Here is a 15074-nt window from a genome sequence, read left to right as displayed (position 1 = left end):
GATCTAATCAGTTCAGCAGATTGTTGAGCTTCTGTCGGTAGGTTTTCGCCAGTTTTGGGTCGGTGGGGGCGAGAAAATTGATCACGGTCAGAATCAATTCTCTGGGTGCGCCCTGCTCAAAATCGGGTTGATCGGCCTGTAAGACAAACAAGTGTTTCATCGCTTCTTCATAGGCATGGGCCGCAATCAGGCAGACCGCCAGATCAAAACGGGCCTGAGCATTTTCCGGGTCTTCTTCCAGTGTCTGGGTCAGAACATCCACGCCTGGCGTACGGCTGGCCAGACGCGCAAAGGTCAATTGCCCATTCAGGCCTTTCCCCATCTCGCTCTGAGTCGCCGATTCGGGCAGCTTTTCAAACAGTGCCAGCGCGGATTGAGCCTGACCAATGTCGAGCAGGACCTGAATCATGTCCATGGCGACCCGTGCATTGGCGGGGTCCTGCTGGATGGCCTGCGTCAGTAACTGAATGGCACCGGCGGCATCGCCTTCCAGGTGTTTGTCACGGGCCTGACGGCGTAACCGATCCGATGCCTTTTCCGGGTCGAACGAATCGGTGTCGGTTTGGAAAATATGTGCGTTGGCGGTCTCAGACATAAAGCACCCAGAAGTTGCGCAAAGAAAACCCCATTATACCGGGAACAGGCGGGTTTTTTTGGTTAACTCAGGTGTTGGTTGACCCAACGGGTGAACCCGCCCAGGTCCATGGCACCGGCCTGTCGAGCGATTTCCTGTCCATTCTGGAAGATGGCCAAAGTCGGGATGGAGCGGATGCCCAGCTCACCCGCAAGGCTTTGTGCCTGTTCGGTATTGATTTTGACAAAACGGGCTTTGGGTTCCAGTTGTGCGGCAGCCTGGGAAAAGGTGGGCGCAAACATTTTGCAGGGACCGCACCAGCTGGCCCAAAAGTCGACCACCATGGGCAATTCGGTTTTGGCCAGCGCACGTCGAAACTGAGTCTCGTTCATTTCAACGGGTTGGCCGGTAAACAAGGCTTGGTGGCATTTGCCACAACTGGGATTCTGGCTCAGCCGATCCGGGGCCACGCGATTCAGGCCGCCACAATGTGGGCACATCACAATCATGGTATCCATTCCTCTAATAAGATTCTCTTAAAAGAATAAGGTTGGCTGGCAAAAATTCAAGCGTGGCGGTTCCGGGTTCAATCCAGCCAATCCGGTTTGGGGCTTTCATGGCGGCTGGCATCGCCACCGCGTTCGACGAAATTGTGCAGCGTCTGATCGTGGCAGTGAATCAGTGCCAGCAGCTTGGGGTCATCGGTGGTCAACAGGGCTTCCACCCCGTCCTCGCAATGAAAATATTCCATCGTGATCTGATCGCGGTATTCAAACAGGGCCGCAAACAGCGGGTCCCAGGAGCGTATCGCCCGACCTTTGCCGAAGCGTTTTTCCATGCCGTCCACATGCGCCTGCAAGACTTTGACCAATTCGGGATTGGTGGAGGTGGTGCGTGCCATTACGCCGTTTTCCACAAATCGAGTTTCGCGCGCCAACTCATCATGCTGTTCCAGTAGCTGCGCAAACAGTGCCTGATCCTGTAAATGCTCTGCATCAGAGCCGTGTCCGTGGCGATAGTGCCGATGTTCGCTCATACGATCATATCCATAGAATGAGAATTGCGTAGTTTAGTGGATTTGATGAAAACAAAACAGGGGGAATCATTGAGAAAAATGCGGCGCATGGGCGCCGCTAAAAATCTGAGGAGCTTGACTCAAAAGCTGAGGAAACCTTTTGAATCGTTCGGTATCTGAAAATCATAAGGGGATACCTGAGCTTAAAACGGATTGTGTAAAAGCTTGTGATCAGTCTAAGGATTTTCATAAACGCCGACAAGGTCAGAGTCTTGAAGAAGAATGGAAAGCGGATCAGAAGTCTTAAGAAAGCGTGGGCAAAAGATTTGGTGGAAGTCAGAAATAACCAGGCCTGGTAAAAAACCAGGCCCGAAACGGAGCGTTTAGACCAGATCCTGATTGGAAGCTTGCTGGCCGCTGACTTCAGCCATATTGACCGACTGCGAATCCGCCCTTGTGTTGTTGCTTTCAGGGGTGGTTTGCGCTGTTTGAGCCTGCTGGGCGTTGTAATTACTCTGTGACGCCAAGGCAGACGCATAGGTCGTTCCAGACGTGGTCTGATTGGCATTCACGTTCGCATCTTCCACTGCCGTGTTTGCATTCACAGTCTGGCTGGCAGCCAGATCACGGTAATCTACCTGCTGCACCGAATTGGCTTGAGCCTGATCGGACAAGGTCACAGTCGTATTACCACCCGAGGAGGACGCGCTGCCCTGACGGTCTGTCACTTTGGGATCGTTGTTCAACACATCGGTCAAGCCGTTGGCCTGTTGCGACATGGCTTGGGTGGCCGAAGCCAGTGTTGGGTTTACGCTGTTCATATCGCCCCTCCTTTTGCTGATATCCGGTAGCAAAATGGCTCCTGAAAAGCCAACTGCTCTGACCGGATTTCAATGGGTTACTTTCATTCTAATGAAAACACACACAAATTCAAACTTATTCCGCCATCGGGTTCTTCATCTGTCCCGGATAGTAATACGGCCAAAACCAAAAAACTGGCTGCAATTGGCAGCCACCTACGGTCATGCCTCGGCGCGTTGGGTGCTGAAAAAACTGGTATCATCACCGTCATGATCGATCACGTTTAAGGAGCGCACATGACTCAGACCCACCCATTGGCCCAATACCTCGATGCCATTCCCGATTTCCCCAAGCCGGGGATTGTGTTTCAGGACATTTCGCCGTTATTGAAGTCGCATTTTACCGAGACCATGGATGCGCTGTCTGGCCTGTTTACCGAGGCGGAATGGGCCGAAGTGGATTATCTGGTGGGTGTGGAGTCACGCGGTTTTATATTCGCCTCCGCTCTGGCCTACAAACACAACAAAGGCTTTATCAAAGCGCGTAAGCCAGGCAAATTGCCCAATGTGGCTGCGTCGGTGGACTACGGCCTGGAGTATGGGGTCGACAGCCTGGAAATGCAGCAGGGCGATGGTAGGAAAGTGATTCTGCTGGATGACTTGATTGCGACGGGTGGTTCCATGGGTGCGGCGGCGCAGCTGTGTGAGCAGGTCGGTTATGAGGTCATGGGCATGGCCTGCGTGATTGACCTCAAGGCATTGAATTCCTTTGAATACCATGGCAAACGCGTGCGTTCCCTGATACAGTTTGCAGATTGAATTCCGCAAACAATAAGGCTTTTGCCATGAAAGTTCCACGATTGACCCGCAGCATTTTCCTGGATCAATTTCTGTTGATGCAAGGGATCGGTGTCCTGATCGGTCTCGCTTTTCCCAAGTTTTTGGTGCTGTACGGCTTTGAAGCCGCATCGGTGCTGACGCTGGAATTTTATCTGGTCTGTCAGGTCGCCGGTCAGGTGGTGGGGCTGATCAGCTTTCTGCTGGTCTCGACCGTGATCCGTCCGCACTTGAAGCTGCTGGCCAACAGCATGCACGACATTGCCGAGGGCTTGGAGAAAAAAACCTTTTCCGAGCAAACGGTGCGCTGCGATGAGGATTTGTGCCAGATCCGCGTGGATTCAAGGGATGAAATCGGCGTGACCGCCAAAGCCTACAACCGCATGCTGGCCTCTTTGCTGCAGGCGCATGAGGTCGAGCGAGTGTTTAACCGCTTTACCCGGGTCATGAGTGAAAACCTGCAACTGGAAAAACTCGCCGATGAAACCCTGCATTTGCTGTTGCGTTCCACCCATATTGAAGCCGGGGCGGTGGTTGTGGTGCGCAATGGGGTACTGGAAGTGGTCAGCAGTTATGGAATTCTGGAGGCCGAACAGCTGGCGGAGCATGACCGGATCAGCAAAGTCATCAGCGATGGGCAGGAAGAAAAAGTCCGCCTGCCCAGCGGCATTGCATTGGATGGGGTGCTGACCCAGTTTACCCCTTCGGAAGTGTTCCTCAAACCGATTGAGTTCAAGGGGTCCACTTTGGGGGTTCTGGTGGCGGCCACCGGCGCAGAGTTGGCCGACGAGCGCACCGAGCAGTTGCTGGAGATTTTCAGCCGCAGCATTGGTCTGGCCATTAACAACGCCATGATTCATTCCAAATTTCAGAAATTGGCGGCGGTCGACAGTCTGACCAACATCTACAACCGCCGCTTTGGCATGGACCGTCTGCGCGAGGATTTTGCCCGCTCCGTGCGAGACCAGACGAGTTTGAGTCTGGCGATGATCGACATTGACCACTTCAAGCCCATCAACGACACCTATGGCCATTTAATCGGCGACAAAGCGATCAGAATGATCGCGGGGATCATCAAAAACTGTCTGCGTGAAGGCGACATTGTGGTGCGCTATGGCGGGGAAGAGTTTATGGTGCTGATGCATGGGGCGTCTTCGCGCAACGCACTCAATGTGTGCGAGCGCATTCGACATCAGGTCAAGGATGCGTTTTTCAAGGAAGGCACCCAGCAGATTCAATTGACCGTCAGCGTGGGGCTGGTGTCATATCCAGAACAACCCGCCGGGGATGAGATGGGATTGATTGATATGGCCGATCAGGCCCTTTATACCGCCAAGGACGCCGGGCGCAATCAGGTCGTGACTTTTGCCAAAGCCCAGCAAACCATTGCTGAAGATTGAAGACCGTCGGTAAAACGACCAGGCCTGGTAAAAAGTTTATTGCATCAACCGGTAAGGGTCGCTAAGCGGTTTCCTTAGCCTGTCAGCTCTTCTTGAGCACGCTTGACCGCCGCCTTGACCTGCTCCGGTGCGGTGCCGCCCAAATGATTGCGTGCGGCCACGGAGCCTTCCAGCGTCAACACTGCATACACATCGGGCGCAATGCTGGGGTGAAACTGTTGCAGTGTTTCCAGCGACATCTCTGACAGATCCTGCCCGGTTTTCAGGCCATGCGCTACGGCCAAACCGACCGCTTCGTGTGCGTCGCGAAACGGCAATCCTTTGTTGACCAGATAATCGGCCAGATCGGTGGCGGTGGAGAAGCCTTTGCGGGCCGACTCATAGGTGTTTTCCCGTTTGACCGCAATCGCCGGCACCATGTCGGCAAAGGCACGCAAGGACCCCGCCACCGTGTCCACGGTATCAAACAAAGGTTCCTTGTCTTCCTGATTGTCTTTGTTGTAAGCCAGCGGTTGGGATTTCATCAGGGTCAAAAGGCTGATCAAGTGCCCGTACACACGTCCGGTTTTGCCGCGCACCAGTTCGGGCACGTCCGGGTTTTTCTTTTGCGGCATGATCGAGGAACCGGTGCAAAAGCGGTCGGGCAGGTCAATGAAATCAAATTGGGCCGACGTCCACAACACCAGCTCTTCCGAAAAACGTGACAGATGCATCAACAGGGTGCTGGCAAAGGCGGTGAATTCAATCGCAAAGTCCCGATCCGACACCCCATCCAGCGAATTCTGGCTGATGCGGTCAAACCCGAGCAACTCGGCGGTCAGGGTGCGGTCAATCGGATAGGTGGTGCCGGCCAGCGCCGCCGAACCCAGCGGTAGGGTGTTGATGCGCTTGCGACAATCCTGCAGACGCTCCACATCGCGGGTGATCATTTCAAACCAGGCGAGCATGTGATGACCGAAGGTGACCGGCTGGGCACTCTGTAAATGGGTAAAGCCGGGCATAATGGTCTCAGCCTCGCGTTCGGCAATGCTCAACAGCCCTTTTTGCAAGCGGCGCAATTCGGGCAGAATCACCTCATCGATTTCATCACGCAGATAGAGGCGAATGTCGGTGGCGATCTGGTCATTGCGCGATCGCCCGGTGTGCAGCTTTTTGCCGGTGATGCCGATCAGGTCGGTCAAACGCGCTTCGATGTTCATGTGAATGTCTTCCTGCGCGATCGACCATTCCATGTTTCCGGCTTCGATGTCGGCCTGAACCTGAGCCAGCCCCGATTCGATGTCAGTCAGTTCCTGCTGATTCAGAATGCCGACCTGCGCCAGCATTTTGGCGTGGGCCAGAGAGCCTTGAATGTCCTGTTTGTACAGACGTTGATCAAAGCCAATCGAGGCGGTAAAGGCCTCGACAAAGGCGTCGGTGGCTTCCGAAAAACGGGCGCTGGAAAGTTTGGCCTGATTGTGGGCGTTGCTGTGATCGCTCATGGAATCCCTTTGACATCAAAACGTTTGAATAAGTCCCGTATTATAGCGGCAAAGCAGGGATTCTGTCAGGTGACAGCCGATTGGCTTGCGTCCGACAGGCTGCCGGGCCCAAAACCACCAGGCCTGGTAAAAAAACAAGGCGCGGCGGCGCGGCCATCAGGGTGTGGGCATGGAATCGACGCGTTTGGGGTTGCCCAGATTGCGGTAAGCCTGGTTCAGGCGTTGGTGAATCAGACCCATATAGAGTTCGAGTGCGGAAATGCCGACGATTTTGTCCGCCACTTCGCGGCCATAGCTGTCAATGAAAATCACAGTCGGGGTCAGGTCGGCCTTGTGCTTTTCAGCCCAATCGCGTTTCACCATTCTTTCGCCGGCAATGCCCGGAATGGGCGTGTCGTCTTCCAGGCTCAGATAGCGCATGTAGAGTTTTTTGCCCTCGTAATCGCCGCCCAGCATCATCGGATCAAGCACGTTTTTTTTCAGCACATAACAGAAATCGCACCACTCGGCACCGACGGTGATCATGATCGGCAGATTTTTGGCCTCGGCCTTTTGGGCCAGGGTTTGCAGGTCCTGCAGTTCCGGGACCGTTTTGGCCTGAGCCTGAACCCCGCTGTTGCAGGCACTGAGCCAGACGCCCAGACCAACCAGAGCCAGGGTGCGGAAGAAAGAATGGAAAGCCATGGGATTCGCTCCTTTTGTTTTGCCTGACTTGGATTTTATCCAAAAGGCATGGGGTTTTTCAGTAAAATGGCGTCAATACCCCGTTTATTCACGTTATTTTCACGCTTGCCCCAGCATTGAAACAACCGGGTCAGGCGAACAACATCAATTGGAAGGATTTTATGGATCGACCCTTGCGCATTGCGACCCGCAAAAGCCCCTTGGCCATGTGGCAGGCCGAATTTGTCAAAGCCGAGCTGGAAAAGGCCCATCCGGGGCTGAAAGTGGAACTGATGCCCATGTCCACCAAAGGCGACAAGATTCTGGATGTGCCCCTGGCCAAAATCGGCGGCAAGGGCCTGTTCACAAAAGAACTGGAAGATCAGATGCTGGCCGGCGAAGCCGACATTGCCGTGCATTCGATGAAAGACGTGCCCATGGTGTTGCCCGAAGGCTTTGCACTGGGCGCGATTCTGGAGCGTCATGATCCCACCGATGCGTTTGTGTCCAACCATCACAAGCAATTTGCCGACATGCCCGAAGGGGCGATTCTGGGCACCTCCAGTCTGCGCCGCAAAGCGCAGTTGATGGCGCAGCGCCCGGATCTGGATGTGCGCAATCTGCGCGGCAATGTGGGCACGCGTCTGGGCAAACTGGATGCGGGCGAATTCGACGGCATTGTGCTGGCGACATCCGGCCTGAAGCGCCTGGAATTGAACGAACGCATTGCCGAAGAGCTGTCACCGGACGTGTGTCTGCCAGCGGTGTCGCAAGGCACACTGGGCATCGAGTTTTTTGAAAAAGACAACGAAGTGCGCCAGATCATTGAGGTGCTGAACCATCGCGACACCGAAATCCGCACCACCGCCGAGCGTGCGATGAACCATCGCCTGGAAGGCGGTTGTCAGGTGCCGATCGGGGTCTATGCCGAATTGCTGCCCAACGAACAGATTCGCGTGCGTGGTCTGGTTGGGGAACTGGACGGCTCGAAGATTCTGCGCTCGGAATGCACCGGGCCTCAGATCCAGGCGCACAAGCTGGGTGTGGTAGTGGCCGAGGACCTGCTGGCCCAGGGGGCCGGCAAGATTCTGGAAGCGGTCTACGCCGAAGCCGACCAGTAAAGCAACCGATGACGCCGACCCTGCTGAACACACGCCCGGAAGGGCAGACGCAGGCACTGTCACAGGCCTTGGCCGCCGCCGGTTTGGGTTCGGTGGATTGTCCGGTGATTGCGATTGAAGCATTGAGGTTGCCCGACCGGGCCGTGGAAACACTGGCCCGGGCCGACAAACTGGTGTTTGTCAGCCGCAATGCGGTACAGCAACTGGCGCAAGCCTGGCAGACGCTGACGGGCCGACCACTGAATCCGGCGCAGGACATGAAGCCGGGCGCACAGTGTTTTGCCATCGGCGAAGCCACGCAACAGGCGTTGCTGGCGCAAGGCTGGCCCACGGCTGATCTGGCGCACGACGATTTTGTGTCCGAAGCCCTGCTGGCACGAACAGACTGGCAGGATTTGCACGGTCAGACGGTGTTATTGATCAAAGGCGAAGGCGGGCGTCGTGCACTGATTGACGGCCTGAGCGCCGCCGGCGCTGACGTTGAGCCTTGGCCGGTGTATCGACGCATGCTGCCTGATTACACGCGACAGCAATGGCAAAGCGCCTGGCAGGCCTGGGCGGAAAGTGACTGCCCGGTTGTGCTGATTTCCAGCTGGCAGGGATTTGAGCATTTGCAGGGGCTGGTGGACCGTTTCGGACACAGAAATGACCAGGCCTGGTTGTTTCAACAGCCCGCGATGGTGTTCAGCGAACGCATTGCACAGGGTTTGAGCGAACAGGGTTGGCAAGGTCCCTGTCGGGTTGTCCGCCCCCAAAGTCAGGCCGGGATCATTCAGGCCCTGAAACAATGGACGACCGAGTAAACCGCTAACATTTCACCTCACAGACCAAAGGCAACGACCATGGCAGAGCACACCGAATCTTCTTCTCACGATCCGATTACCCCGAAAGCCGAACAGCGGGTGCTGGAAGGCGAGGTCAGTGAGTCGTCCAAACACGATGAGCGCCGTAATCGGGGCGACAACACCGGCAAATCCCCTGCCTCAGACAAGACGCCGGGCAAGCATGGCTGGCTGAAATGGGTCGCGCTGATTTTGCTGGTCATTGTGGCGGCATTGGGCTATGAACGCTGGCAACAGACCCAGCAGCAGAACCGTCAGATCGAACGCATCAACCAGCTGCAATCGCAAGTACAGCAATTGCAAAACGAGACCCAATCGCTGAAAGCCGATCAGTCCAAAGCCCGGTCCGAGCTGGAACAGGCGCTGAGCGCACAGCAGCAAAAACTCGAAGAAATTCTGCAAAGCCCCGGTCATCAACCGGCCGTCTCCAAAGGCGATCTGAAAGCGCTGGAGCAGGAGGTGCAGCAATTGCGCGACCGCCTCAAGGATCGACTGAGTCAAGCCGAAACCACGGTCACGGATGCGGCCGAACAGGCACGCCAGCAGGCTCAGGAAAAAGTAGACCGGTTTCTGAAATCGCTGGAAGGTCAGCTGCAGCCCGGTTCCGAACTGGATCAGGCCGCCAAACAGGCGGAAACCCAGGTGCGCGAACAACTCAAGCAGATGCAGGATCGGTTGTCCGAACTGTTTTCATTCAAAGCCGAACAGGAAGCCAGTCAGAACGCGGAAAACGAAAACGGCACCGAGCCTTCGATGGACGATGAAAAAGGCTTGACGCCTTTGCAGATGCAGCAGTGGCTGGTGGACATCAATACCCAGTGGTTGATTACCGGCAATGTGGCGCAAACGCGCTCCCAACTGTTGGCGGTGGAGCAGGCTCTGGCGATCAGTGAACTGCCCAATAAAACCGTTTTGATTCGCACGCTGGGCAAGGATCTGGCGCGTCTGGAAGACGTTCAGGATCAGGGTGCCGACCAGTGGGAACCGGTGTTTCAACGACTGACCGACTGGGTGCAGACGGCGGCACAGAATCGGGCACCTGATGTGCCCGGTTCCGATCAAACATCCGAATCGCCATCGCAAGCGCCCTCTTCCGAACCAGCGGCCGAATCCGACTGGTCAAGCCGGGTTCTGCAGGGTTTCAGTCAGTTGTTTGAGGTGCGCAAACGCGAAGGCGATCAGGACCTGACCGAGGTGGACAAGCTGGTGAAGGCCGACGTGATCCAGCAGCGTGGCTTATTGCTGATCGAGCGGATGCGCTGGGCGGTGCAGACGCAATCGGAACCCCTGCTGACTCAGGCACTGACGCAGATGCAAAGCTACGGCCAAACCTATTACCCCAATCAGGTCGACAGCCTGAACCCTCTGCTGACGCCGCTGAAGACGGCACAATTTCAGCCGCGTCAGCCGTTGAAGATTGTGGCGGAGGTGCAGTAAATGGCCACCTTGCTGAAATGGTTGCTGGGGTTCCTGCTGGCCACGGGGCTGGCGACTCTGGCATTGTATGACAATGGCACCCTGTCGCTGGTGTGGTTTGACTGGGTCATTGAAACCAGTCTGACCTTTGCCCTGGCGGCGCTGATCGCCGGGTTTTTATTGGTCTATGCGCTGGTGCAGTTGACGTTCTGGATCTGGCATGTGCCTCGCAACTGGCGTCGACGCCGCCAGATGAAACGCTATGCCAAAGCCGAAAACCGGCTTTCCAAAGGGTTGATGGCACAGGAAACCGGCGACTGGCATCAGGCGGAAAAGCATCTGATTGCCACCGCCAAATACAGCGAAAATGGGGTGATGCATTATTTGGCTGCGGCCAAAATGGCACACAATCAGGGCGCGATTGATCGCCAGAAGCATCACATTGCTCAGGCCAAAGAAGCCTATCCGCACGAACTGGCCACTATTGGACTGGTCGAGGCGCGGCTGTTGGCCAAAACCGATGCCGAAGAAGCGCTGGTGATTCTGGCCGAATTGCACCGTCTGGAACCCGATCACAAAGCGGTGCTGGCCGACTATGCCCAGCTGTTGGCCGATCAGCAGCTCTGGTCCCTGCTGGCAACGCTGATGCCGGATGTGAAGCAGTATCAGGCCCTGGGCAAAGACGACCTGCTGACCCTGCAGAACCGTTTGCTGGCCGGGCAGCTGCAGACCGCCGTGGATCTTTCGCAGGCGGAAGCCCTCTGGCAGTCACTGACGCGCGGTCAACAGGTGACGCCGTCGATTGTGGCCGAATACGTGGACCGAAAACGCGCTCTGGCCGATGAAACCGGCTTGACGGAGTCTCTGGAAAAAGCGTTGCGCAAGCACTGGGACGAACGGCTGGTGTATCAGTACGGGCGGATTGAACTGGGCCCGGCCTTTACCCGTTTGAAACACGCCGAAAAATGGCTCAAAGCGCACCCGGAGAACCCGGTGTTGCTGTTGACACTGGGTCGGCTGGCCTGTCGCAGCCAGCTGTGGGGCCAGGGACGCACCTTTTTGCAGGAGAGTCTGCGCCTGCAACCCGAAATCGAAACCTTTCACACTCTGGCGCAATGCTACGAAGCCGAAGGGCTGGACGCCAAAGCCGCATTGACCTACAAGGAAGCGATTCTGCAACTGGAACAGAAACCGCTCAGTCAGTAATAAACCCGTGAAACCTCTTTTTTACCAGGCCTGGTAAAAAAGGCATCGCCCAAACAAAAAACTCCGGCACCTGGCCGGAGTGGACGATAGGGCACCCCTGTTAAGGGGCGACCTGAAACGGAACTCTGTCCGACATCAGGCCGTGGTGTTGATGTGGTTGCCCAGGTTGGCGGGCAGAGCCTGAGAAGATCCGCCTGCGCTGCTCGCTCCCGGTACCGACTCCAACAAAGTCATGGCCCCTTCAGCCTGAGAATCCATGGCCTTTTTCAGCATGGACACCTGCACCTGCTGGTGCGTATTCGCCTGATCCTGCCGCATGAGGTGGCCGGCGATGGCGCCGGCTGACACATTGGAAATATCCATTTCGACTCCTTTTAAAGCCAAAAAAGCTTGACTCAATCAGGCTATCGGCATGTTGCGGACAAACTTAACCCTTTTCGTAAGATTATTTTGTTTCAAGCTGTGCCAGGGTGTGTTGCGCAATCTGCCATTCCTCGTCGGTGGGAATCACCCAGATCTGGTAACGACTGTCGGCGGTGCTGATGCAAGTTTCTCCCGCCACCTTGCGATTGGCTGAGGCGTCCAGTTTCAAGCCGAAATGCGCGGGGAAACGTCCGATCACCCGCTCACGGATTTGGGCGGCGTGTTCGCCAATGCCGCCGGTAAACACCAGCGCTTCCAGGTTGTCCATGATCGCCAGATACCCGCCCACGGTTTTGACCAGCCGATAAACGAACATTTCAATCGCCAGGTGGGCCTGCGTATCGCCAGCGTCGGCCATGTCCAGCAGTTGGCGCATGTCATTGTGTCCCACCAGTCCCTTGAGTCCGCTTTGTTTGTTGAGCAATGTGTCGAGTTCTTTGGGATCGTAACCCAGATGGTTGATCAGATAGAGCAGGATCGCCGGGTCGAGATCGCCGCTGCGGGTGCCCATGATCAGGCCTTCCAGCGGAGTGAAGCCCATGCTGGTGTCGATGCTGTGACCGTATTCGATTGCGCAGACGCTGGCCCCGTTGCCCAGATGCATGGATATCAGGTGGCTTTGGTTGCGCGGCACCTGCGTCAGCGAGGCGGTGCGCTGGGCAATGTATTCGTGGGAGGTGCCGTGAAAGCCATAGCGGCGAATGCGATGGGCGTCATAAAAGTATTGCGGAATCGCATAATGGTAGGCATAGGCGGGCAGGCTCTGGTGAAACGCGGTGTCAAACACCGCCACTTGCGGCAGCCGGGGATAATGGGTCCAGATGTGCTGAATCGGGGCCAGATTGGCCGGATTGTGCAGCGGTGCCAGTTCACACAGCGTTTTGATCGCGTCCAGCACCTCGGTCGTGATTCTGGCGGGGGCCTGAAAGCGCTCGCCGCCATGCACCACTCGATGCCCCACCGCTTCGCAGTCGCCCAGTTCCCGGATATATCCCTGTTCAATCAGAGCGGCTTCGGTTTGTGCCAAAGCCCATGCATGGTCGCGCTCGCTGTGTTCAGCCAGTTGTTCGATCACGCCATGGGCCACCAGATGCGAGTCGTCGCCCTGAAACAGGCTGTACTTCAGGGACGAACTGCCGGCATTGAGGACCAGAATTTTCATGTGGCTGTCTCCGTGTCGTTGGGTTGGGCCTGAATCGCGGTGATGGCCACGGTATTGATGATGTCGGCGACCGTGCAGCCACGCGACAGATCGTTGACCGGCTTGTTCAGCCCCTGCAGGACCGGACCGATGGCGACCGCGCCCGAGGCGCGCTGTACCGCTTTGTAGGTGTTGTTGCCGGTGTTGAGGTCGGGGAACACAAACACCGTGGCTTGCCCGGCGACCTTGGAATTCGGCAGTTTCTGGCGCGCCACCTCGGCGTCGATGGCGGCGTCGTACTGTATCGGGCCTTCGATCAACAGGTCGGGCCGCCTGTTCTGGGCCAGCCGGGTCGCTTCGCGCACCTTGTCCACTTCCGAGCCGTGCCCGGAATCGCCAGTGGAATAGCTCAGCAGCGCCACTTTGGGCTCAATGCCAAAGCGTTGCGCGGTGTCGGCGGAACTGATGGCGATTTCGGCCAGCTGTTCGGCGTTGGGGTTCTGGTTGACGGCACAGTCGCCATACACCAGCACCCGCGTCTGAAAGCACATGAAAAACACGCTGGAGACAATCGACACATCCGCTCGGGTTTTGATGATCTGCAGGGCCGGGCGAATGGTGTCGGCGGTGGTGTGGGTGGCGCCGCTGACCATGCCATCGGCCTGACCGCATTGCACCATCATTGTGGCAAAGACGCTGACGTGACTGATCGCATCGGCCGCCGCCTCCCGGGTCAGGCCTTTGTGCTGGCGCAACTGATAAAGCGTTTCGATGAAATCGTCGCGCCAGTCGCTCTCGGTTGGATCAATGATTTCGACCTGACTGAAATCCAGCCCCAGCAGACTGGCCCGGTAACGGATGTCTTCGGGCTGGCCCAGCAGAATCGGGCGCACCACCTGACGATGCAGCAGCACATCGGTGGCCCGCAATATGCGTTCGTCATGGGATTCGGGCAGTACAATGGTTTTCAGGGAACGCCGGGCCTGCTCAAACAAACCGTATTCAAACATCACTGGTGTGGTAATCGCGTGACTGTGATCGCTGACCCGGGCCAGCAGCCGTTCGGTCAGACAGGCCCGGTCCACGGCCTGATCAAACAGCCCCAGCGCCAGGTTGGTTTTGCGCGGTGCCCGGGCATTCAGGCGGGCCCTGACCTGACTGGCCTGCATGGCGGTGGGGTAGGTGTCGGTTTTGACCACCACGATGGGCAGATCCTGCACCTGAAAGCCCTGCAGCAAATCCTGAATCACAGCATGGGGGCGAAAACCGCCGGTGAGCATGATCCCGGCGATATTGGGCATATTGCGCGCAAACAGACTCATGACCGATCCCAGCAGAATGTCGCTGCGGTCGCCCGGCACAATCACCAGATCGCCCTCGTTGACCCTTGGCAGATAGTGTTCCACCGTCATGGCTGCCACAATCGGTTCCTGCACCAGACGGTCACAGCCCTGATCGCGCGGGGTCAGCCATTCGGCCTGCAGCGTTTCGGCCACCTCCTGCATGGTCGGGGTGTTGAGTTCGGCCGACTCAGGCAGAAAAAACATGGGGAAAGGTCGTTCGGACCGGGTCAGTGCGGCCACATGCTCCGGGTCAATCCGATTGACAAACAGCGCGAAGGGTTCGAGTTCGCCGCTGGCATGACGTTCCAGTTCGATCTCGTCTTCCAGCGCGCTGGCGCTGCGCCCCTGGCCGTTCAGCACCGGCACATAGGGGCTGTTGAATTCGCGTGCCAGTGCCAGATTCAGATCCAGGTCCAGCCCGGTGGTGTGACGGGTCATTTCCGCGCCCTGAATCAGCACAAAATCGTAATCGGCCTGCAGGGTCTGCAACTGACTGAGCAATTGGGTGTAAAGCTGGTGGGTGCGGTCATGGCCGATCCACTGACTGGCCTCGGCCAGCGTGACCCCGGTCATGTCGTCCAGCGGTTGCGACAGATCAAACACCTCGCGGATGAACGCGGCGTCCGGGTCGGCCTTTTGGGTGACCACCGGGCGAAAGAACGCAATTTTTTCAAACTTTTGCCTTAAAATAGACATCAGTCCCAGCGAAATCAGAAGGCTGCCAGCATGGCGTTCTCTGGGAGCGACGAATAAATGATTGCTTTGCATGGTCGTCTCATTGCTGTGAGAAAGGCTTCTAGCTTAGCAGGACT

15 protein-coding genes are annotated in these 15074 nt (G+C 56.7%); 6 read left to right on the top strand and 9 right to left on the bottom strand.

Annotation, left to right across the window (positions count from 1 at the left end):
• Nucleotides 1–7 precede the first annotated feature (7 nt).
• The 4 genes from A377_RS11865 to A377_RS0104645 all read right to left on the bottom strand — a co-directional run bounded on the left by A377_RS11865 (nt 8) and on the right by A377_RS0104645 (nt 2410).
• Nucleotides 8–595 (bottom strand): tetratricopeptide repeat protein, encoded by a 588-nt coding sequence (locus A377_RS11865; RefSeq protein WP_019895022.1) that lies wholly within the window; start codon nt 593–595, stop codon nt 8–10.
• A gap of 62 nt (nt 596–657) precedes the next feature.
• Nucleotides 658–1083, bottom strand: coding sequence for a thioredoxin TrxC (trxC, locus tag A377_RS0104660; RefSeq protein WP_157760736.1), 426 nt, complete (start codon nt 1081–1083; stop codon nt 658–660).
• 77 nt (nt 1084–1160) lie between these two features.
• Nucleotides 1161–1610: a MotA/TolQ/ExbB proton channel family protein gene (locus A377_RS0104655; protein WP_019895019.1), complete on the bottom strand. Its 450-nt coding sequence runs from the start codon at nt 1608–1610 to the stop codon at nt 1161–1163.
• A 362-nt stretch (nt 1611–1972) separates the two neighbouring features.
• Nucleotides 1973–2410 carry a hypothetical protein gene (locus A377_RS0104645; protein WP_019895015.1) on the bottom strand — a complete coding sequence of 146 codons (438 nt, stop codon included), beginning with the start codon at nt 2408–2410 and terminating at the stop codon, nt 1973–1975.
• Nucleotides 2411–2686: 276 nt separating this feature from the next.
• On the opposite strand from A377_RS0104645, the gene A377_RS0104640 reads away from it, so the two are divergent.
• Nucleotides 2687–3208 (top strand): adenine phosphoribosyltransferase, encoded by a 522-nt coding sequence (locus A377_RS0104640; RefSeq protein ID WP_019895014.1) that lies wholly within the window; start codon nt 2687–2689, stop codon nt 3206–3208.
• A gap of 26 nt (nt 3209–3234) precedes the next feature.
• On the top strand, nt 3235–4626 hold the full coding sequence (locus A377_RS0104635; RefSeq protein WP_019895013.1) for a diguanylate cyclase: 1392 nt from the start codon (nt 3235–3237) through the stop codon (nt 4624–4626).
• 74 nt (nt 4627–4700) lie between these two features.
• Here A377_RS0104635 and argH read toward each other — a convergent pair whose 3' ends face one another.
• Both argH and A377_RS0104625 read right to left on the bottom strand, forming a co-directional pair.
• A complete protein-coding gene (gene argH, locus A377_RS0104630; RefSeq protein WP_019895012.1) occupies nt 4701–6107 on the bottom strand; it encodes an argininosuccinate lyase in 1407 nt (468 codons plus the stop codon).
• A gap of 156 nt (nt 6108–6263) precedes the next feature.
• Entirely contained in the window at nt 6264–6791 is a 528-nt protein-coding gene (locus A377_RS0104625) for a thioredoxin family protein (protein WP_019895011.1), read from the bottom strand.
• Between the two features lie 161 nt (nt 6792–6952).
• On the opposite strand from A377_RS0104625, the gene hemC reads away from it, so the two are divergent.
• The 4 genes from hemC to A377_RS0104605 are packed head-to-tail and all read left to right on the top strand — an operon-like array spanning nt 6953 to nt 11355.
• On the top strand, nt 6953–7891 hold the full coding sequence (gene hemC / locus A377_RS0104620; protein ID WP_019895009.1) for a hydroxymethylbilane synthase: 939 nt from the start codon (nt 6953–6955) through the stop codon (nt 7889–7891).
• Nucleotides 7892–7899: 8 nt separating this feature from the next.
• A complete protein-coding gene (locus A377_RS0104615) occupies nt 7900–8694 on the top strand; it encodes a uroporphyrinogen-III synthase (protein WP_019895007.1) in 795 nt (264 codons plus the stop codon).
• A gap of 39 nt (nt 8695–8733) precedes the next feature.
• Entirely contained in the window at nt 8734–10170 is a 1437-nt protein-coding gene (locus tag A377_RS0104610) for a coiled-coil domain-containing protein (protein WP_019895006.1), read from the top strand.
• Nucleotides 10171–11355, top strand: a complete 1185-nt coding sequence (locus tag A377_RS0104605) for a heme biosynthesis HemY N-terminal domain-containing protein (protein WP_019895005.1) — start codon at nt 10171–10173, stop codon at nt 11353–11355.
• A gap of 135 nt (nt 11356–11490) precedes the next feature.
• On the opposite strand, the gene A377_RS11860 is transcribed toward A377_RS0104605, so the two are convergent.
• The 3 genes from A377_RS11860 to pta all read right to left on the bottom strand — a co-directional run bounded on the left by A377_RS11860 (nt 11491) and on the right by pta (nt 15030).
• On the bottom strand, nt 11491–11718 hold the full coding sequence (locus A377_RS11860; protein WP_019895004.1) for a YjfB family protein: 228 nt from the start codon (nt 11716–11718) through the stop codon (nt 11491–11493).
• An 82-nt stretch (nt 11719–11800) separates the two neighbouring features.
• On the bottom strand, nt 11801–12940 hold the full coding sequence (locus tag A377_RS0104595) for an acetate/propionate family kinase (RefSeq protein WP_019895003.1): 1140 nt from the start codon (nt 12938–12940) through the stop codon (nt 11801–11803).
• A complete protein-coding gene (gene pta / locus A377_RS0104590) occupies nt 12937–15030 on the bottom strand; it encodes a phosphate acetyltransferase (RefSeq protein ID WP_019895002.1) in 2094 nt (697 codons plus the stop codon). Before pta ends, A377_RS0104595 begins: the two co-directional genes overlap by 4 nt.
• Between the last annotated feature and the right edge of the window lie 44 nt (nt 15031–15074).

It is taken from the genome of Hydrogenovibrio halophilus DSM 15072 (assembly GCF_000384235.1).
Taxonomy (GTDB): Bacteria; Pseudomonadota; Gammaproteobacteria; order Thiomicrospirales; family Thiomicrospiraceae; genus Hydrogenovibrio; species Hydrogenovibrio halophilus.
This window is presented reverse-complemented; position numbering and strand designations above follow the sequence as displayed.

Bases quoted from the DNA above. Each gene is read 5' to 3' on its own strand.
- pta (WP_019895002.1), bottom strand. From the start codon at position 15,030: ATGCAAAGCAATCATTTATTCGTCGCTCCCAGAGAACGCCATGCTGGC.
- A377_RS0104625 (WP_019895011.1), bottom strand. From the start codon at position 6,791: ATGGCTTTCCATTCTTTCTTCCGCACCCTGGCTCTGGTTGGTCTGGGC.
- A377_RS0104610 (WP_019895006.1), top strand. From the start codon at position 8,734: ATGGCAGAGCACACCGAATCTTCTTCTCACGATCCGATTACCCCGAAA.
- A377_RS0104615 (WP_019895007.1), top strand. From the start codon at position 7,900: ATGACGCCGACCCTGCTGAACACACGCCCGGAAGGGCAGACGCAGGCA.
- argH (WP_019895012.1), bottom strand. From the start codon at position 6,107: ATGAGCGATCACAGCAACGCCCACAATCAGGCCAAACTTTCCAGCGCC.
- hemC (WP_019895009.1), top strand. From the start codon at position 6,953: ATGGATCGACCCTTGCGCATTGCGACCCGCAAAAGCCCCTTGGCCATG.
- A377_RS0104645 (WP_019895015.1), bottom strand. From the start codon at position 2,410: ATGAACAGCGTAAACCCAACACTGGCTTCGGCCACCCAAGCCATGTCG.
- A377_RS0104640 (WP_019895014.1), top strand. From the start codon at position 2,687: ATGACTCAGACCCACCCATTGGCCCAATACCTCGATGCCATTCCCGAT.
- A377_RS11865 (WP_019895022.1), bottom strand. From the start codon at position 595: ATGTCTGAGACCGCCAACGCACATATTTTCCAAACCGACACCGATTCG.
- A377_RS0104605 (WP_019895005.1), top strand. From the start codon at position 10,171: ATGGCCACCTTGCTGAAATGGTTGCTGGGGTTCCTGCTGGCCACGGGG.
- A377_RS0104635 (WP_019895013.1), top strand. From the start codon at position 3,235: ATGAAAGTTCCACGATTGACCCGCAGCATTTTCCTGGATCAATTTCTG.
- A377_RS0104595 (WP_019895003.1), bottom strand. From the start codon at position 12,940: ATGAAAATTCTGGTCCTCAATGCCGGCAGTTCGTCCCTGAAGTACAGC.
- A377_RS0104655 (WP_019895019.1), bottom strand. From the start codon at position 1,610: ATGAGCGAACATCGGCACTATCGCCACGGACACGGCTCTGATGCAGAG.
- A377_RS11860 (WP_019895004.1), bottom strand. From the start codon at position 11,718: ATGGATATTTCCAATGTGTCAGCCGGCGCCATCGCCGGCCACCTCATG.
- trxC (WP_157760736.1), bottom strand. From the start codon at position 1,083: ATGATTGTGATGTGCCCACATTGTGGCGGCCTGAATCGCGTGGCCCCG.